The 18,712-nt window shown below is 62.2% G+C and carries 16 protein-coding genes and 1 pseudogene; 6 read left to right on the top strand and 11 right to left on the bottom strand.

Annotation, left to right across the window (positions count from 1 at the left end):
- Window positions 1-117: 117 nt before the first annotated feature.
- From ACYVHT_RS20645 to ACYVHT_RS20625, 5 genes are all read right to left on the bottom strand, one after another.
- A complete protein-coding gene (locus ACYVHT_RS20645) occupies window positions 118-1,410 on the bottom strand; it encodes an anthranilate synthase component I family protein (RefSeq protein WP_460556638.1) in 1,293 nt (430 codons plus the stop codon).
- A 36-nt stretch (window positions 1,411-1,446) separates the two neighbouring features.
- Window positions 1,447-3,015 carry a tetratricopeptide repeat protein gene (locus ACYVHT_RS20640; RefSeq protein ID WP_460556635.1) on the bottom strand — a complete coding sequence of 523 codons (1,569 nt, stop codon included), beginning with the start codon at window positions 3,013-3,015 and terminating at the stop codon, window positions 1,447-1,449.
- A 74-nt stretch (window positions 3,016-3,089) separates the two neighbouring features.
- A complete protein-coding gene (locus ACYVHT_RS20635; RefSeq protein WP_460556633.1) occupies window positions 3,090-3,851 on the bottom strand; it encodes a zinc ribbon domain-containing protein in 762 nt (253 codons plus the stop codon).
- Window positions 3,841-4,962 (bottom strand): Nif3-like dinuclear metal center hexameric protein, encoded by a 1,122-nt coding sequence (locus tag ACYVHT_RS20630; RefSeq protein ID WP_460556630.1) that lies wholly within the window; start codon window positions 4,960-4,962, stop codon window positions 3,841-3,843. The genes ACYVHT_RS20635 and ACYVHT_RS20630 overlap by 11 nt, the downstream gene beginning before the upstream one ends.
- Before the next feature lie 30 nt (window positions 4,963-4,992).
- Window positions 4,993-5,682 carry a uracil-DNA glycosylase family protein gene (locus ACYVHT_RS20625; protein ID WP_460556627.1) on the bottom strand — a complete coding sequence of 230 codons (690 nt, stop codon included), beginning with the start codon at window positions 5,680-5,682 and terminating at the stop codon, window positions 4,993-4,995.
- Window positions 5,683-5,775: 93 nt separating this feature from the next.
- Between ACYVHT_RS20625 and lpxK the strand changes: the two genes are divergently transcribed.
- From lpxK to ACYVHT_RS20610, 3 genes are read left to right on the top strand one after another with little or no spacing between them, the layout of a single operon-like run.
- A complete protein-coding gene (gene lpxK, locus ACYVHT_RS20620) occupies window positions 5,776-6,831 on the top strand; it encodes a tetraacyldisaccharide 4'-kinase (RefSeq protein ID WP_460556624.1) in 1,056 nt (351 codons plus the stop codon).
- A gap of 54 nt (window positions 6,832-6,885) precedes the next feature.
- Complete coding sequence (locus tag ACYVHT_RS20615; RefSeq protein ID WP_460556622.1) at window positions 6,886-8,910, top strand: putative porin; 2,025 nt, start codon at window positions 6,886-6,888, stop codon at window positions 8,908-8,910.
- 10 nt (window positions 8,911-8,920) lie between these two features.
- The gene (locus ACYVHT_RS20610; RefSeq protein WP_460556619.1) at window positions 8,921-9,517 is read left to right on the top strand and encodes a MiaE family protein; all 597 of its coding nucleotides are present in this window, start codon (window positions 8,921-8,923) and stop codon (window positions 9,515-9,517) included.
- Window positions 9,518-9,778: 261 nt separating this feature from the next.
- Here the strand turns inward: ACYVHT_RS20610 and ACYVHT_RS20605 are convergent, their stop codons facing one another.
- The 4 genes from ACYVHT_RS20605 to ACYVHT_RS20590 all read right to left on the bottom strand — a co-directional run bounded on the left by ACYVHT_RS20605 (window position 9,779) and on the right by ACYVHT_RS20590 (window position 13,882).
- Complete coding sequence (locus ACYVHT_RS20605) at window positions 9,779-10,642, bottom strand: sigma-70 family RNA polymerase sigma factor (RefSeq protein WP_460556616.1); 864 nt, start codon at window positions 10,640-10,642, stop codon at window positions 9,779-9,781.
- Between the two features lie 417 nt (window positions 10,643-11,059).
- Window positions 11,060-12,349, bottom strand: a complete 1,290-nt coding sequence (gene fahA, locus ACYVHT_RS20600) for a fumarylacetoacetase (RefSeq protein WP_460556613.1) — start codon at window positions 12,347-12,349, stop codon at window positions 11,060-11,062.
- A gap of 166 nt (window positions 12,350-12,515) precedes the next feature.
- A complete protein-coding gene (locus tag ACYVHT_RS20595; RefSeq protein ID WP_460556610.1) occupies window positions 12,516-12,731 on the bottom strand; it encodes a NifU family protein in 216 nt (71 codons plus the stop codon).
- Between the two features lie 47 nt (window positions 12,732-12,778).
- Entirely contained in the window at window positions 12,779-13,882 is a 1,104-nt protein-coding gene (locus ACYVHT_RS20590) for an Mrp/NBP35 family ATP-binding protein (RefSeq protein WP_460556607.1), read from the bottom strand.
- A gap of 231 nt (window positions 13,883-14,113) precedes the next feature.
- Between ACYVHT_RS20590 and ACYVHT_RS20585 the strand changes: the two genes are divergently transcribed.
- Complete coding sequence (locus ACYVHT_RS20585; RefSeq protein ID WP_460556603.1) at window positions 14,114-14,371, top strand: hypothetical protein; 258 nt, start codon at window positions 14,114-14,116, stop codon at window positions 14,369-14,371.
- A gap of 115 nt (window positions 14,372-14,486) precedes the next feature.
- Here ACYVHT_RS20585 and ACYVHT_RS20580 read toward each other — a convergent pair whose 3' ends face one another.
- Both ACYVHT_RS20580 and ACYVHT_RS20575 read right to left on the bottom strand, forming a co-directional pair.
- Window positions 14,487-15,260 (bottom strand): phosphatase PAP2 family protein, encoded by a 774-nt coding sequence (locus tag ACYVHT_RS20580; protein WP_460556600.1) that lies wholly within the window; start codon window positions 15,258-15,260, stop codon window positions 14,487-14,489.
- A gap of 223 nt (window positions 15,261-15,483) precedes the next feature.
- The gene (locus ACYVHT_RS20575) at window positions 15,484-16,761 is read right to left on the bottom strand and encodes an asparagine synthetase B (protein ID WP_460556723.1); all 1,278 of its coding nucleotides are present in this window, start codon (window positions 16,759-16,761) and stop codon (window positions 15,484-15,486) included.
- A gap of 197 nt (window positions 16,762-16,958) precedes the next feature.
- On the opposite strand from ACYVHT_RS20575, the gene ACYVHT_RS20570 reads away from it, so the two are divergent.
- Both ACYVHT_RS20570 and ACYVHT_RS20565 read left to right on the top strand, forming a co-directional pair.
- Window positions 16,959-18,200: an ABC transporter permease gene (locus ACYVHT_RS20570; RefSeq protein ID WP_460556597.1), complete on the top strand. Its 1,242-nt coding sequence runs from the start codon at window positions 16,959-16,961 to the stop codon at window positions 18,198-18,200.
- 57 nt (window positions 18,201-18,257) lie between these two features.
- Window positions 18,258-18,712 (top strand): annotated as a pseudogene (locus ACYVHT_RS20565) (hypothetical protein); the annotation flags it as partial.

The raw sequence follows: 18,712 nt of genomic DNA, 5'->3' as shown, positions 1-18,712 counted from the left end.
GGTAAGGATAAAATGACAGAATGGCAGAATAATGTAGGGCGCGGGGCTTGCCCACGCCCGCCGTTGAACAGCATTGTTAAAACGGCGCGAATTGTGGGCAGGGGCAAGCCCCGCACCCTACTCAATGGTCGCCCCTAATACTTCCAGCAACGCCTTGGCTTTCAGCAGGCATTCCTCGTATTCCCGCTCCGGGTCGGAGTCGTAGGTGATGGCGGAGCCGACCTGAAAGCTCAGGTAGCCCGTGTCCTGGCGGTATTGCAGCGAGCGGATGACGACGTTAAAGTCAAAGCTTCCATCGGGCCGCACGTAGCCCATGCTACCGCTGTAGAGGCCGCGCCGGCTGCGTTCGTAGTGCTCAATGAGCTGCATGGCGCGGATTTTCGGCGCCCCGGTCATCGAGCCCATGGGGAAGGTGGCGCGCAGAATAGCTTCCAGATTCGCGGCCGGATGGCGGTCGGCCGCGACAGTCGAAATCATTTGCCAGAGGTGCCGGAAAGGGTAGAGGCCGAACAGCTCGGGCACGCGCACGGTGCCGGTTTGGGCCACGCGGGCGAGGTCGTTGCGCACGAGGTCCACAATCATGAGGTTCTCGGCGCGCTCTTTTTCGTCGTGGAAAAGCGTTTGGCGCTGCTGCTCGTCGGCCTCCGGCGTGGTGCCGCGCCGGATGGTGCCCTTGATGGGCTGGGAAATCAGCTGGCCGTGGCGGTGCGCCAAAAACCGCTCGGGCGAGGCGCAGAGCAGGAAATGGTCGTGCCAGCGCACGAAGCCGGCAAAGGGCGCGGGCGAGGCCTGCATGAGCCGCCAGAATACGTCCACGGGCTCCAGCGCCACGTGTTCGGCGTAAAATTCCTGGCAGAGGTTCAGCTCATACACTTCGCCGCTGAGAATGTCCTCGCGAACGGCCGTCACGGCGCGCAGGTAGTCGGCCCTGGGCAGGCGCGGCCGCAGAGCCGGCACCCGAGGCGCAGCCTGAGCCACCCGTGGCTGCGCCAGTATCTGCGCCAGAACGCCCGCAGTGCGGCCGTGAATTTCGAGCCGGTCTGCGCGCCAGTGCAGCCAGGTCTGGGGCGTGAAGAAGTGAAGCGTAGGCCAGGTAAAGCCCGCAAAATTCCGGCTTGTCAGCTCCTCAATATCGTTCTTAAGGTCGTAGGTAATGAAGCCGCAGCGCAAGCTGGCGGCTGCCTGCGACGACGACATTCTTCCTAATTCGGCGAGTGAGTAAGCCGCCGCGGCGCCGGTCGGTGCCACCGCGAGCAGGCGCTCGAACGGTCCCTGCGGATAGCCCAGGTCATTGGGCTCGAAGTAGCAGCAGTGCGCAAAGCCCGCCCCCCAGCGCAGCGCCCGGGCCTGAAAATCAGCGGGCAGCTCGGCCAGGGCAATCGAAAAAAAAGCTTCGGAAGAAGTTGACACAACAAACAATCAGGAAAGCCCGGCCCAAAGGTCGGGTTACTTTAACTCCCGAAGCGCCAGTTTGGCCTTGGCGTCGGTGCTGTTTTTATATTCGTGCCAGGGATAGTTCAGCGCTTTCTCAAAATACCTGCGCGCTACCGGCTTATTGCCCGCGCCCAGGGCCATGTAGCCCTGTTGCAGTGCCGCCTGCGGAGCGAAATAGTACGGAGCCTTAGGCCCGGCCACCGTCTGGGTGCGTTCGAAATAAAACCAGGCCGAGTCCAGCTGCCCCAGGCCCTGGAAGGCGCGGGCCCGGCGGTAAGGCTCCTCAATGCGGTCGCGCCACAGCGTGCCGGGCGTGGCATGGAAGCTGCGCAGGGTGCTGAGCGCCTGCTGGTTGTAGCCGCCGTCGCTTTGCAGGCGGGCACGCGTAAGGACGGGGTTGAGGGCCACGGCCTCGTGGTAGTAGTGCTGGGCGTAGTTGTCTTCTTCCACGTCGGCAGGGCCGGGGCGGTTAATCAGCTCGCGGTAGCGGGCGGCCGTGGCAGCCGGCTGCCCGCCCAGCCACGCCGCCAGGTATAGCTTGAAGGCCGCGTCCTTGCGGTAGTGCTGGCCCTTGTAATCGCGCAGAAAAGCCAGGTTTTCCCGCTCCGAATCTGCATAATCCCCTTTGTAAAGCAGCAAATCGGCGGCCATGTGGTGCAGGTAGGGGATGGCCAGATAAGCCGTGCCGATGGGACGGCTGCGGTAGGCGGCCAGGGCGGCATCGCCGTGGTGCTGGCGCTTATTGGTGCTGATGAGCAGGTAGGCAAACAGCAGATTATCGGGCTGTTGGGCCACCAGACGCTCCGTCAGGCGCAGGGCTTCTTCCGGTTTTTTGTAGTAGCCCTCCCGAATCATGGCCAGGTAAATCTGACTTTCGGTCTGGAAGTCGTTGGGCTGGGTGGCGGCCTGGGCCAGGCGCTGGAGGCCGGTGGCCGGATTGGCCGTCAGGCCCAGCAGGCGCAGCAGCCAGTGGTAGCCTTCGGGCAGGGTGCCCACCGCAAACTCGCAAAGCCCCAGCGTCTTGCGTGCCGGTATAAAGCCGGGATAGCGCTTCACCACGTCCTGCATCTGGTGGTAGCCGCTGCGCAGGTGGTAGCCGCCCACCACCAGGTGTTTGAACAGCAGCTGGCTCAGCCCCAGGTGCAGCGTTATTTCGGCCCGGGCGTAATCGCGCAGGGCGCTGGCGGGCGCATCGTCCAGGGCGTCCAGACGGGCTTCCTGGCGGGCAACCAGCGCCTCGTAGCGGCTGGCATCCTGGGTGCAGAGCAGCTCCACAAAATCGGCACAGTTGGCCACCAGCAGGGGCGCGGCGGCCGTGGGCGTACTGGCCAGCTCCGGGCGGAGCTGGTCGCGGGCGACGTTCAGGCGCAGCTTCAGCACCTCCGCGTAAGCGCGGCGGCTGTTGGCGGTGAGCGCATCGAACCCCTGGCTGCTGATTTCCGGTTGGGCAGTATCGGCTGCCTGCTGCCAGCGCGGACTTGCCTGGCCTGGGCCAGGGCTGCTCACCAAAGCCGCCAGCAGCAGCCCCGCCCGGCAGGCGCGCATCCGGGTTGCAAAATCAGCCAGCGGGCGATACATCATGAAGCAGCAAAGCCAAACAATAAAAAAGGAACGGCAGCGCCGTTCCTTTTTCAATCAAAACCAGTCGGTTAAAATTACGAGATGCGGGCCTCCACATCGGCCAGAATCCGGCCGCAGTGCTCGCACACGATGATTTTCTTGTGCGAGATGATGTCGGCCTGGCGCTGGGGCGGCACCGTGTTGAAGCAGCCGCCGCAGGCATCGCGGCGCACCAGCACCACGGCCAGGCCGTTGCGCACGTTGCCGCGAATGCGGGTGTAGGCCGTCAGCAGGCGGTCTTCCACCGGCTTGGTGGCCTCCTCACGCTGGGCCATGATGCTGCGCTCTTCCTCCTCGTTTTCCGAGATGATGGTGTCGAGCTCGCTCTTCTTGGTGTCGAGGTCCTTGCGGCGCTCGTCCAGCTTCGATTTCGTGCCGCTGATTTCAGCGTTTTTCACATCAATCTGGTACTGAGCCTCTTTGATTTTCTTGTCGGCAATCTGGATTTCCAGGCGCTGCAGCTCAATTTCCTTGGCAATGGCTTCGAACTCGCGGTTGTTGCGCACGTTCTGCTGCTGCTCGTCGTACTTCTTGATGAGCGACTCCGCGTCTTTGCTGGCCTGCTTGCGGCTCTTGATGAAGTCGTTAAGACCCTGAATGTCCTCGTCGAATTTCTTCACGCGCACTTCGTAGCCCGCAATCTCATCTTCCAGGTCGCTCACTTCCTCGGGCAAATCACCGCGCACGCGCCGGATTTCGTCGAGCTGCGAGTCGAGGTGCTGCAGGGTGAGCAGGGCTTCGAGCTTGGCGGCTACGGGAACGTCGGCGGGGGCCACGGCGGCACTTTTAGCAGTCATACTGAACGGGGTTCGTAGGGGTTTCGGCGATTAAGACCGCAAAAGTACGCGAAAATCCGGCCGTTAGCAAATCCCGGAACACTTCGCCCGTAAACTGTTCGCTCTCGAAATGGCCCACGTCGCAGAGCATGAGCTGGCCTTCGGCTCCAAAAAACTCATGGTATTTCACATCGCCGGTCACGTAGGCGTCGGCGCCGGCGGCCCGCGCCGCGCCAATCAGAAACGCGCCCGCCCCGCCGCAGATGGCCACGGTTTTAATCGGTTTTTCGAAGGCCGTGTGGCGCACCACCGGTACCAGCAGCTGCCGCTTCAGCAGCTGCCGGAACTCGGCCGGGGCCAGTGCTTCGGGCAGCTCACCAACCAGGCCGGCCCCCACTTCCTGGTGCACGTTTTCCAGCTTAATCAGCTCATAGGCAACCTCTTCGTAGGGATGGGCGGCCCGCAGCGCCCGCAATGCCTGCGCCTGCCGGTGCAGCGGCAGCAGCACTTCGAGCCGTACTTCGGCCACCGCTTCGGGCTGGTTTTGCGTGCCGATGGCGGGCTGCGTACCCATGCCCGGCGTGTAGGTGCCGGTGCCCTCGGTGCGGAAGCTGCAGTCGGAATACTGGCCTACCTGGCCCGCTCCGGCGGCGTAGAGGGCGGCCAGCACGCGGCCCGCCACGTCGGCTTGCTGGTCTTCGGGGCGGTTGGGCACGTAGGTGACGAGGCGGGCCAGGGTACCGCTTTGCGGGGCCAGCACGCGGGTTTTCAACAGCCCTAATTTTTCGGCCAGCTTGTCGTTGACGCCGCCGCGCACGTTGTCGAGGTTGGTGTGGGCGGCGTAGATGGCCACGTCGTTTTTGAGCGCCGCAATGATGGTTTGCTCTACTTCATTGGCCCCGGTGAGGCGTTTGAGGGGCCGGAAAATGACCGGATGGTGCGCCACCACCACGTTGCAGCCCCGGCGCACGGCCTCGGCCACCACGGCGGGGGTGCAGTCCAGCGTTATCAGCACGCCGGTTATTTCGGCCTGTGGGTCACCGCATTGCAGGCCGGCATTATCGTAGCTTTCCTGGTAGGCGAGGGGCGCGGCGGCCTCCAGCAGGCGGGCAAGGTCTTGAATGGTAGGCACTTGATAAGGTGTTGAGGTTTGGATGATGCGTTATAAGCTGGGCAGAAGCTGTCCCAGGGTTTCCACGTAATGCGCTACGTTGGCATCGGTGTTGCGGCTTTTGTATTGCATGAGGTAGCGCGGATGGTCGAGCACGATGATTTTTTCGAACAGGCCCAGCTCGGCATTCAGGCGGTTGAAAAATTCCCCGTTGCGCTTGCCCAGGCTCACGGCCACATCGCGGCGCAAACCTAACGCCTGCACCTGCTGGCGCAAGGATAGTTGAATATCGGGCCACAGCGCCCTGGTCAGGGCCGGCGAATCGTAATAATTGTGATTCAGCCCGCGCCTGAGCAAGACCAGCGGGTACAGCGAGCCAACGTAAAAATGCTGATAAAAAGCTGCCGGCCCGCCCATCCCGGCAATGACTTTGTACACGAATTGGGTGGACGTTTCGGGGCGCTGGCGCGGCAGGCTGTTCGGAATGCCGCAAAATTCGGCCAGCGCGGTGGGGTCGGTGAAAGCCACGCCGGTGCGGCCCATGCCCAGCCGCCCGGGGTTGATGCCCAGCACGGCTACGCGCGGTGGGGCATCGGGGTAGAATTTATGCGCAAACTGGCTCAGGAGCGCGTAAACCTCCGGCTCGCGGAAGGGGCTGCGGGCTTCAATGTCGGCCGGCAGGCTGGTTGGCAGGGGAAACGCGCGGAGAAAATGCAGGAACTGGTTGGCAAAAAGGGCCATGGCAAGAAGCGGAGGGTATGATTAACGGCGAAGTAGCCTGGAAGCGGCCGTACTTTTGCGGGCCATTGCTGTGGGTTGCTGAGTATGCCGTCTGTGCTGACTTATTTGCTGCTGCCGTTTTCCTGGCTTTATGCTGGGGTACTGGCCGTGCGCAACTGGCTCTACGACATCGGCTGGAAACGGGCCGAAACCTTCGCCGTACCCCTCATCAACGTGGGCAACCTGCGGGTGGGCGGCACCGGCAAAACGCCCCACGTCATCTGGCTGGTGGCGGAGCTGCTGCGCCAGGGCCACCGCCCGGCCATTCTGAGCCGGGGCTACGGCCGCCAGACCAAAGGCCCGCGCCTGGCCACCGCCCAGGATTCGGCCGCCACGGTGGGCGATGAGCCCTGGCAGTATTTCGAGCAGTTTTCGGCCGAAAGCGTGCCGGTAGCGGTGGCCGAAAAACGCCGCCTCGGCGCGCATTTATTGCTGCAAAGCCATCCGGAAACCACCGTCATCGTGCTCGACGATGCCTACCAGCACCGCGCCGTGCAGCCCACCCTGAACATTCTGCTCACGGAGCTGGCCCGGCCGTTTTACCAGGACTACGTGCTGCCCGCCGGCCGCCTGCGCGAAAGCCGCCGCGGAGCCCGGCGGGCCGATGTCGTCATCGTAACCAAGTGCCCGCCCGACCTTTCCGAAGCCCGGCGTACGGCCGTGGCGCAGCGCATCCGGCGGTATGCCCGGTCCCCGGCTTCCGTGCTTTTTTCGGCCTACGCCTATGCGCCGCCGCAGCGGCTCGCGCTGGCAGCCGGGGCGGCAGCGGCGCCCGCTGCGGGCCCGGCGCTGCTGCTCACGGGCATTGCGCAGCCCGGCCCGCTGCGCGAGCAGCTTGAAAAGCAGGGGTTTGCCATTCGGTACCACGCCAACTTTCCCGACCACCATGCCTTCGCGCCGGCCGATGTGGCGGCGCTGCGCGTGCATTGGCGGCCGGGCTGGCCTATTTTTACCACGGAAAAGGACGCTACACGCCTGCAAAGCCCGGAATTGCGGGCGGCGCGGGCCGGGCTGCCCTTCTATACCATTCCGGTGCGGGTGGCGTTTCTGGGCGAGGGCGGCGCAGCGTTGTGCCGGCTGCTGCCAGCTGTCGCCGCCCCGGCTGCCTGATTATTACGTTGACCCGGCCGGCTGCTTTTGCATCCCGGCATATTTGCTACCCGCTTGAACGCATCCCCCCAAGGAGTATTTTCGATAACCCGGCCCCGGCTGCGGGTGCTGGCCGCCGTGCTGATGGCGCTGGCACTGGCGCTGGGTGGGGCACCCGCCGCCCGGGCGCAGGTGCGCGACGACTCTACCAAGGTCCTTTACGGCCCCAAAACCACGCGCCTCATCTACGAATCGGAAGTGCTGCGCGACTCCACCGCCGGCACGCCGCTCGATACCACGCTCACGCGCTGGCCGCAGGCGCGGTTCTGGTTCCACGACACCACGTTTCAGCAGGATTTGGGGGCCGTGGGCACGGCCTCGCGCCCGCTGCTCTACCAGCCCAATTACCAGCTGGGGGCCCGTTTTGGCCGCAACGTGTTCGACAAATACGCCCGCGATGCCGCCACGGTGCCCTACTACGACTCCCGGTCGCCGTACTCGTTCTTCCGCTACATTCAGTCCGGGGCGGGCGAGCAGGTGTTCGAAATCAGCTACAGCCGCAGCCTGAAAAAGAATTTCAGCATCGGCGTGGCCTACGAGCGCATTGCCTCGAACAAGGTGCTGGACCCCGTGCGCTCGCGCGACGGGCTGGTGGAGCACTCCAATATCCTGCTGTTCGGGCGCTACCAGACCGATGATGAGCGCTACCATTTGCTGGTTAATTTCACCAACGTGCGCCACCGGGCGGTGGAGCAGGGCGGCATCCGGCCCGTGACCACCACGGTGGATAATGGCGATGGCACGTTCAGCGTCGAAGGCGAAAACCGGCCCCAGGAGCTGTTCAAATATGCCCAGCAGAAGGTCAACCTGAGCCAGGCCGTCAATACCGAAGACCGCGACGAGCTGTACTTCACCCAAACCTACCGCCTGCTCGGCCGGGGCTTCACCGCCTACCATACCTTCGATGCCAAGCGCCAGTACAACAGCTATTTCGATGCCGCGCTGACGCTGCTCGACAATTTCTACCAACCCCGGGTATTCTTCTACCCCCGGGCGCTGCGCAACACGGCCGCTATTCTGGACCGCGCCCAATACCAGCAGGTCGAAAACACCGTGGGCCTGCTGGGGCGCACCGATGCCGTGGAATACCGGGTTTACGGCCGCTTCCGCAACGCCAGCCTGGTGGAACAGTCGCTGCAGAACAACCAGCGCCTGTACCAGGCCCCAATTGCTACCGGCCTGAACCTGGAGCAGGTTTACAAAGAGACGTTCAATCAGGTATTCGTAGGTGGCACTGCCGCTTTTAATTACCGAAAAATCTACGCTGTTGAAGCCGCGGGTGAATACAAGCTCGGCAATGAATACTGGGCGCGGGCATCCATCCGGACCGGGCCGCTGTCGGCCGAGGCGCTGGTAAATTCATATTCGCCCACGCTCATGCAGCAGAAGCATGTCGGCAATAACTATTCGTGGGAAAACTCCTTTGATAACACCAGCACCCAGCAGCTCACCGGCCGGCTGCGCCTGAAATTGCCTGCTATCGGCCTCCTCACCGACCAGCGTTTTGAGGCCAGCGCCAGCGTGGCCAACATCATCAACCTGGTGTATTACGGCACCGACGGCCGGCCCACGCAGCTCAGCAGCACGCGCAACCTGCTGATTGTGTACGCCCGCTACCTGAATAAAATAGGCCGCGTTGGGTTCGATAACCAGGCCACCTACACGCGCGGCGGCGAGGCCGACAAAGACGGAATTCGAATTCCCGGCCTGGTTTCTAATTCGCGGGTGTATTACGAAAGCTATATTTTCCGCAAGGCGCTGTTTACTCAGGTTGGGGCCGAAATGTATTTCCAGTCGCGTTTCCAGGCGTACGATTACAGCCCCAGCACGCAGCAGTTTTACCAGCAGGACCATTTCAGCATTCGCCCTTACCCGGTGGTGGATGTTTTTTTATCAGCCGATATTAAAACAGTTTCTGTTTTCCTGAAAATGGCCTATCTGAACCAGGGTGTGCTCGATAACGGCTATTTCACCACGCCATATTACACCGGGTATCCACGCCGGTTTCAGTTCGGGGTGAAATGGAATTTCTTTAATTAGAAATACAGAAATGAAAGAGAAAACAATTCTGAAACTAAAGCTGAATACCGACCCGCGCTGGGTAAATATCGCCGAGAAAAACATCGAAGATATTTTGGTTGACCATGCCTGGTGCGAGCAAAAAGCCGCCAGCACCGGCATCAGCATGATTATTCATTATCCCGAGAAAACCCGCCTCGTGGCCGAGCTGACCGACCTCGTGGCCGAAGAGTGGAGCCATTTCGAAAGAGTGCTCCTGGAGCTGCGCAAGCGCGGTTTTGCGCTCGGCCGCCCGCGCAAAGACGAGTACGTAGTGCAGCTGTTGGCCCATGTGCGCAAAGGCGGCGCCCGCGAGCGCCAGCTCATGGACCAGCTCCTGGTTTCGGCCCTGATTGAAGCCCGCAGCTGCGAGCGGTTTAAATTGCTCTGGCAACATATCGCCGACCAGGAGCTGAGTAAATTCTACTACGAATTAATGGTGTCGGAAGCCGCCCATTTTGTGAGCTACGTGGACCTGGCCAAAGAATATTGCGACCCTAAAACCGTGGATGAGCGGCTGCAGGAATTGCTGGTAATTGAAGGCGAAATCGTAACGAATTTGCCGGTGCGCGACGACCGGATGCACTAATAGAGCCGTGCTGCCCTGGCCGTGGGTCGCGGACGTGAAGCTGACAAGCAAAACGTCCTGCCGCGTCCGTAATCATCCGCCTTTCGCGACCGTTGATGTGCTTGCCGGCGCCCGTGCTTCGGAACTCAAAAAGAAACGGCGCCAGCGCCACAGACTGGCTGCTCACGCACCCGGACGAAAGTGTTTCGGCCCGGTTATCCGCTGGGCGGACAACCGGGCCGAAATTAGTAGCGGCCCCGCACCGGGGCCGCTGGGAAGAACTTAGCCCAGGTACGGCTTCAACGCCCGCGAGCGGGTGGTGTGCTTGAGGCGGCGAATGGCCTTTTCCTTAATCTGCCGCACCCGCTCCCGGGTGAGGGTGAACTGTTCGCCAATCTCCTCCAGCGTCAGCGCCGCGTGGCCATTCAGCCCGAAGTGAAGCGTGACAACATCGGCCTCGCGCATGGTGAGGGTCGAGAGGGCCCGCTGCACCTCCCGGCGCAGGGAGTCGTTCAGCAAGCCGGCATCGGGGCTTTCCGCGTCCTCGTTCTCCATCACATCGAGCAGGCGGTTTTCCTCCCCCTGCACGAAGGGCGCGTCCATCGAGACGTGGCGGCCCGAGATTTTGAGCGTGTCCACCACTTCGGAGGTGCTCAGCTCCAGCAGCTCGGCAATCTCATCGGGCGAGGGCTCGCGCTCGAACTTCTGCTCCAGCTCCGAGAATGAGCGGCTGATTTTATTGAGCGAGCCCACCCGGTTCAGGGGCAGGCGCACGATGCGGCTCTGCTCGGCCAGGGCCTGCAGGATGGACTGGCGAATCCACCATACGGCGTAGGAAATGAACTTGAAGCCCTTGGTTTCGTCAAAGCGCTTGGCCGCTTTTATCAGGCCCAGGTTGCCTTCGTTGATGAGGTCGCCCAGGGTCAGGCCCTGGTTCTGGTATTGCTTCGACACCGACACCACGAAGCGCAGGTTGGCTTTGGTCAGCTTTTCGAGGGCCATCTGGTCGCCCTCGCGAATGCGCTGGGCGAGTTCTACTTCCTCGTCTATCGACACCAGGCTCACTTTGCCAATCTCCTGGAGGTACTTGTCCAGCGACTGGCTTTCGCGGTTGGTAATCTGTTTGCTGATTTTGAGCTGTCTCATTCGGTAATGGTACGACTAATTCGTTTTTGGGATGGGGACAAGACCAAGCCCCGGTCCCTTGCTATCGGGCCTGGTCCAATGGGTATCAATATCGCGCCCCGCCAAAAGGTTCACGGCATGGGCAAATTTTCGGTTTCGGCTGGGCCAACCGGGCCGCCGGGCTACGAATGGGCACGAGCAAAGAAGCTGCTCAGCTCACCAGCGTCAGCCCCCTTACGTGGTAATCATCGACGAAGGTACGGGCCCTGAGCCGGCGCCTTTGCCGCGCTTGCAATTAAGCACGCAAAATAGTCCATCCGCCTAATTCCTCAGCGGTCTGTCAGCTGTGCGGCACAATGCAGAAATTTTCTATGCCCGCGCAATCACAATGCTGCCGCAGAAGCCCGCGGGAGGCGCTGCTGCCACCGGCCGGGCTGGTCACAGCGCCGGCAGCACCGTGCCGCTCACTTCGCCAAAGCCGATGCGGACGCCGTCTTTCTCGGCATAGCCGCGCATCGTCACCGTGTCGCCATCGAGCAGGAATTTGCGCTCCGAGCCATCGGCCAGCGGCACGGGGCGGGTGCCGCGCCAGGCCAGCTCCAGCATCGAGCCCAGGGAATCGGGCGTGGGGCCGGAGATGGTGCCCGAGGCGTAGAGGTCGCCGGCTTCGAGGTTGCAGCCGTTGGAGGCGTGGTGGGTGAGCTGCTGGGCCATGCTCCAATACATCAGGCCGAAATTGGTGCGGCTGATGGTGGTTTCGGGGCCGTTGGCGGGCGTGAGGGCTACTTCGAGCTTTACGTCGAAATTGTGGGCGCCGCTTTGGGCCAGGTAGGGCAGCGGCGTGGGCTCCTGCGTGGGGCCGGCCAGCCGGAAAGGCTCCAGCGCATCGAGCGTCACCACCCAGGGCGCGATGCTGCTGCCGAAGTTCTTGGCCAGAAACGGCCCCAGCGGCACGTATTCCCAGCTTTGCAGGTCGCGGGCGCTCCAGTCATTGAACAGGCACAGCCCGAAAATATGGTCCTCGGCCGCGTCAATATTCACGGTACTGCCCAGCGGGGTGCCGGTGCCGACCACAAAAGCCATTTCCAGCTCGAAATCGAGCTGCCGGCTGGGGCCGAACGTCGGGGCTGCCTCATCGGGGGCCTTGCGCTGGCCGTTGGGCCGGCGGATGTCGGTGCCCGACACCACGATGCTGCTGGTGCGGCCGTGGTAGCCAATGGGCAGGTGCCGCCAGTTGGGCAGCAGGGCATTGGCCGGGTCGCGGAACATGGTGCCCACGTTGGTGGCGTGCTCGATGCTGCTGTAGAAATCGGTGTAGTTGGCCGGCTTCACGGGGCGCAGCATGCGCACCTCGGTCTGGCGCAGGAGGCAGTCGCGCACGGCCAGCTCGTTGTCGCGCAGGCGGGGTTCGTCGTGGCGCAGCAGCTCGCTCACGCGCTGGCGCACGGCCCGCCAGGCCGGCCGGCCCAGCCGCAAAAACGCATTGAGCGAGCGGCGGCGAAAAACCTTGGGCTGCGCGTCGCCCAGCTCCTCCAAATCCTCAAAAAAACCGAACTGGCTGGCCGCGTACAAATCAAACACGTAGCCGCCAATGGCCACGCCCAGGTGCGGCCCCCGCTCGTCGGTTTCAAACACGCCAAAGGGCAGGTTTTGAATGGGAAAGTCGCTTTCGGGGCGAATGTCAATCCAGGAACGGAGGCTGGGCGAGTTGAGCGCGTTGGTGGGCATTAACAGTAACGGGATGGGGGTGAAGAGAAGAACGTCATGCCAAGCGCAGCCAAAGCTTCTCGCCTGTGGTAAGCAACCCCGTCGTAAGTACGGGCTGAATTACCTGAGCACGCGAGATGCTTCGGCTAAGCGCAGCATGACGTTCTGAATGAGAGCAATTTCAGGCTTACCGCGCTTCCACGGCCGTGATTTCCGGCACTGCTTTTTTCACGGTGTCTTCCAGGCCGGCGCGGGTCATGGTCGACATGGGGCAGGCCCCGCAGGCCCCTTCCCATTCCAGCTGGAGCACGCCTTCGGGGGTGATGTTGGCCACGCGCACGTTGCCGCCATCGGTGGCCAGGTAGGGGCGCAGGGTGTCCAGGGCCGCTTCGATGCGGGGCATCAGCGGGTGGTCGAAAGGGGGGGGAGAGGTTGTCGTTTCCACGGCTGTTAGGAGTTCATCTGGACGACGGCCGTTTTGGGGGCCACGTTGTTGCGGATACTTACTTGCCGGGCCACGGCCTCGGCGAGGTCGGCAAAGAGCTTGCCCACGGCCGACTCCGGGTCCAGTACGGCGGGCTGGCCCTGGTCGCCGTTTTCGCGGATGCTCTGCACCAGCGGCAGCTGGCCCAGCAGCGGCACATCGTGCTGCGCAGCCAGGCGCTGGCCGCCATTCTCGCCAAAAATAAAGTATTTGTTGTCGGGCAGCTCGGCCGGCGTAAACCACGCCATGTTCTCCACCACGCCCAGCACCGGCACGTTGATTTGCGGCTGACGGAACATCTGCAAGCCCTTCTGGGCATCGGCCAGGGCCACTTTCTGCGGCGTGGTCACGATGACGGCACCCGTCACGGGCACGGTTTGCACCAGCGTGAGGTGAATGTCGGACGTGCCGGGCGGCAGGTCGAGCAGCAGGTAGTCGAGCTCGCCCCAATCAACCTCGGTAATGAACTGCTTGAGCGCCGACGAAGCCATGGGGCCACGCCACACAATGGCGCTTTCGGCCGGGGCCAGGAAGCCGATGCTCATCAGCTTCACGCCGTATTTGATGATGGGCTGAATCAGGTTTTTGCCGTTCGGGCCCTGAAAAACGTGCGGAGCCTCGTTCTCCACGTCGAACATCACCGGCACGCTGGGGCCGGAAATGTCGGCATCGACCAAGCCGACTTTGGCGCCGGTGGCGGCCAGGGCCACGGCCAGATTAGCCGTCACGGTGCTCTTGCCCACGCCGCCCTTGCCCGAGGCAATGGCGATGATGTTTTTCACGCCGGGCAGCAGGTCGCTCCGGTTGTGGCGGCCGGTGGTCACGCGCGAGGTCATGGTAATCACCACGTTGGCATCCTTGTCCACCATCGTGTGGATGGCGCGCTCGCAGGCATCGTGAATGAGCTGCTTGAGCGGGCAGGCGGGCGTGGTGAGCACCACGGTAAACGCGACGGTGAGGCCGTCGATGGCAATGTTCTCAATCATGTTGAGCGTCACGAGGTCCTGGCCCAGGTCGGGCTCTTCCACGTAGCTCAGGGCTTTGAGAACGGCTTCTTTGGTAATGGTCATTGGCGAAAGCAAAGCGCCGGAAACTGGCGTACGGCAAAGATAACCCACGAAGCGGCGGGGCGGTTCGGGCGGCGGCCAAATTGCCTTTTTATGAATGTTTCATGAATTGCAAGCAGGGCCGCTGGGAAATCGGCGAAAATTACCCATATTTACCTAGTGCATATTCCCGAAACTTTACCGCCTTTTCCTATGCAAGAACTTTACAAAACATATAATAACAACGCTTTACCTATGGACAGTGGACCTGCCGCTGAGGATGAGCAAGCGGAGGTGCTGGTGCTGGAGCTGGTAGTGCCCATGACGGCAGTAACCGTACTGCGCCAGCCGGTTTCTACGGCGAACCGGGCAATGCAGCACCTGGCGGTGAGCAGCACGGTGCCCGGCCGGGTACTCGTTCAGCTGCAGGTAAACAACACGGCCCTTGCCACTGCATGGTGCACCACGGCCACGCTTGCAGCGGCCGGAGCATCGCGGCAGGCACGGCTATAAGCCAGCAGTGGTGCACGGACTGCGCCAGGCGCGGCAGCCGCCGCTCAACGGGACAAAAGCAACAAGAGCCGGCAGCGCTGCCGGCTCTTGTTGTAATATTCAGGTCTGTAAACGCTTAGCGGGGCGTGAAGGCCAGGGCCAGTCCGGCTCCGCCGCCGGGCGCGTAAGTGGGCACCAGCAGCAGCTTGTGCGCCAGGCGCGGCGGCAGCGCCTTGGTGAGGGCCGGGTAGAGGTGCCAGATGGTTTCGGCCGAAAGAAAGCCGATGCCGGCGCCGGCCAGCACATCGGTGGCCCAGTGCTTGTTGCCCAACAGACGCATAGCGCCGGTGGCGGTGGCCACGGCGTAGCCGCTCACGCTCAGCCAAGGGTACTGGCGGCCGTATTGCTCGTGCAGCAGCGTGGCCGTGAGAAAAGCCTGCGAGGTGTGCGACGACGGAAACGAACTGAGGTCGTTGGGGTTGTATGGTCGAGGCTCGGCGGTGATGCGCTTGAGGTTGCTCACCACGCCGGCGTCCAGCTCGTGCGCGGCCAGGTAAATGAGGGTGAATCCGACCGCCGACCGTTCGCCCTTGTGGCCAGTGGCCATCATGGCATACGCCATAGCTAAAGGCACATGACGGGTGTAATCGTCAATACCGTGAGCATCGAAGCCCCGGAACATTTCCTGGGTTTCCTGCTGCATATCCTGCTTCGCCCGGCACAGCGTTTCATTATAGGTGGGGCTGTGCGCCAGCACGCCAAGCGCCACCAGCGCCGACGGCACGGCAATGCGCAGCGCGGCCCGTTGGCTGCTGGTCAGGCGCGGCGCACGAACCAGCGAATCGGCCGCGCCGACAGGCAGTTGCTGAGCAGAGACGGCCGCGCCGGGCAAGCCGGCGAGCAGTAACAAAACAAGCCGTAAGCGTATCAGAAACAATGGCATGAAAGGAGGGTGTAACGGTGGTTGTTAAAGTTACAATCCTCTGGCGCAGGAGCCTGATAAAAATGGGTGAGTGCCCACTTATGCCAAGCGAAAGCCGATAAATAACGGCTCAATGCGCGTACACATGGTGCCAAAAAAAAGCTCCCGCCTGGGTCAGCGGGAGCTTCTCAACTGGAATACGGTGCAGGGCTTAGGTTTTCTGCTTCTTCTTTTTGGCCGCCGGAAACAGAATATTGTTCAATATCAGCCGGTAGCCGGGCGAGTTGGGGTGCAGGGCCAAATCAGTAGGCTCTTCGCCCACCAGGTGCTGGTAGTCCTCGGGGTCGTGGCCGCCGTAAAAGGTCCAGGTGCCCTTGCCCAGCGTGCCGTGGATGTAGCGCGCCTCGCCGGTCTGCTTCGTCTCGCCCATAATGACGACATCGGACTTGATGAGGCTCTTGCGGAAAGCCGTGGTCTGGCCCATGAAGCCGTGGATGGTTTTTTCGTGGTCCTGGGTGAGCATGGTGGGCACCGGGTCGTACTTGGCCGAGTACGTGAAGAGCGAGAAATAGTCGTTCTGCTCGCCCAGGCCCCGCTCGTTGGGCTGCATGTCGATGTTGGAATACTCGTACTGGTAGGGGTTGCGCTCGAGCTGAAAGTTCTGGAAGGCCAGGCAGCGGTTGAAGTTCAGCTTCGATTGCGCGGCCGGGTCGGCAGGGTCGCCGTCGTACATGGTTTCCACCATGTCGATACCCAGGCCGGCCAGGGCAATGTCATACGAGTCGGTGGCCGAGCACATGGCAAATAAAAAGCCGCCGCCCGCAATGAATTCCTGCATTTTGGTGGCCACCGCGCCTTTCATCTGGCTCACCTTGGCGAAGTTGTTCCGCTTGGCGGCGGCTTCGGCGTCGCGCTGCTGCTGCTGGTACCAGGGCGCGTTGCGGTAGGTGGCGTAAAACTTGCCGTATTCGCCCGTAAAGTCTTCGTGGTGCAGGTGCAGCCAGTCGTACTTCGGCAGCTCGCCCTTCAGCACCTCGTCGTCGTAAATCTGGGTGTAGGGGATTTCTGCGTAGGTGAGCACCATGGTCACGGCATCGTCCCAGGGCTGCTTGCCTTTGGGCGTGTACACCGCAATTTTGGGCACTTTTTCCAGCTTCATCACGTCCATGTTGGCGTTCGGGTCGGCTATTTCCTGCAGAATGCCGGTGTACTGCGCCTCGCTGATAACCTGGTAGCTGACGCCGCGCACGGCCAGCTCATTCTCGGCCCCGGCCACGGCCTCGAAGGCAAAGGACCCGCCCCGGTAGTTCAGGAGCCAGTCGACGGGCACCTCGCGCTGCAGCAGCCAGAACGCAACCCCATAGGCCTTGAGGCACTCTTTCTGGGTGTTGTCCATCGGAATGAACACGTGGTTGGCGCGGGCCGCCAGTGGGGCGGCCATCCCGGCCAGGGCCACCAGCATAAAGAAAAGAAGTCGCTTAATGAGCATCATTTTTAGCAAAAGAAACGCACCAGCCCAACGACGTTGCGGCGGCTGTGGTTCAAGTTAGGTGCCGGCCGCCGAACTTTGGCTGCCGTTGCCGCCGAAGTGGCTGCTGTAATTCAACCAGCCACCGCCGCGATAAGCAACTTCGCGCTCAACCGGCTACCCGACGAGCGCCCCGAAAATCCCGTATCCGCATCCTTATGAGTCCCTTCGAAAACGTCCGCGAAGCCTTCCGCTCCATCCGTGCCAACCTGCTGCGGACCATTCTCACGGCGCTCATTCTCAGCATCGGGCTGCTGGCGCTGGTGGGCATCCTCACCTGCATCGATGCCATCAAGAATTCGCTGTCCGACACCTTTGCCAGCCTCGGGGCCAACTCCTTTGAGCTGCACGCCAAGGGCTACACCAACCGCTTCCGGCGCGGCGGGGTGCAGGCCCGGCAGTACCCGCCCATCAGCCTGCTGCAGGCCAAGCTCTACAAAAAAGCCATGGGCGACGATGCCCAGGTGGGCCTGTCGGCTTTCATTGCGGGCGCCGTCGAGATGAAGGCCGACGGCATCAAAACCAACCCCAACATGCAGGTGATTGCGGGCGATGAAAACTACCTGAAAATCGAAGGCTACAACCTAGCCGAAGGCCGCATTTTTTCTCAGGCCGAGCTCAACAGCGGAGCCAATGTGATGGTGGTGGGCAACGAAATCAAACTCAAGCTGTTCCCCAAGCAAACCCCGATAGGCAAGTACGTGATGGCCATGGGCCGCCGCTTTCTGATAGTGGGCCTGCTCGAAAAAAGCGGCAGTGGCGCCGGTGGTGGGGGCGGCGCCGACCGCATTGCCCTGCTGCCCCTCGAAACCGGCAACCACATGCCCCGCCAGCGTGCCCTTACCTTCGATGTGAAGACGGCCACCGACAAGCACGGCGAGATTAACTTCCTGATGGGCCAGGCCACCGGCATGATGCGCGCCGTGCGCCACGACAAGCTGGGCCAGGAAGACAGCTTTGTGGTAGAAAGCAGCGAGTCGCTGGCCAACGACCTCGAATCTATTTCGGGCAAAGTGCGGGCCGGCGGCAGCATCATGGCCTTCACCGCGCTGCTGGGCGCCAGCATTGCCCTCATGAACATCATGCTGGTATCGGTGACGGAGCGCACCCGCGAAATCGGAATTCGAAAAGCCCTCGGCGCCACGGCCAAGCAAATCCGGCTGCAATTTCTAATCGAAGCCATTGTAATCTGCCTGCTGGGCGGCACGGTGGGCATCATCCTGGGCGTGCTCAGCGGCAATCTGGTGGCCAAGTTTGTGGGCTCCGGCGCGTTCCTGGTGCCGTGGATTTGGATGGTGGTGGGGCTGGTTATCTGCGTGGGAGTGGGGCTGGCTTCGGGCTACTACCCGGCCAGCAAAGCGGCCGCGCTCGACCCCATCGATTCGCTGCGCTACGAATAGGGACCGGGTGATTTGCGGCGCTTTCTTATACATTTGCACAACTACTCATTTGTGCAAATGGCCGCTCCTGTTACTCCCGTCGTGCCCATCGACCAACGCTTCGCGCAGCTAATTCAGCAGTTTGGCCTGACCAAGAACAGCTTCGCTGTCTCACTGGGCAAGACGGCCAGCGTAGTGCAGCACCTCATCGATGGCCGCAATAAGCCCGGCTACGACCTGCTGTGCAAGGTTTTTGAGATATACCCAAATGTGTCACGCGACTGGCTGCTGCTGGGCCGGGGCCCCATGCTGGTAAGCGGCGAGCCAGCCCCCAGGCCCGCAACTCAACCCCCGGCGCCGGCCGCTGAGCCTGCGCTCGAGCCCATTGATTTATCGGATATTGAAATCCCGGCGGCCCGGCGGCCTGGGCCCGGCGTGGCGGGCAGCCGCCTGCAGCCCGCCGAAATTGCCGCGACGCTGGCCCTGGCAGCGGCGGCCAATCAGCCTGCCCGCACCGTGGCGCCCGCGCCGGA

The organism is Hymenobacter daeguensis (genome assembly GCF_054780555.1).
This window is presented reverse-complemented; position numbering and strand designations above follow the sequence as displayed.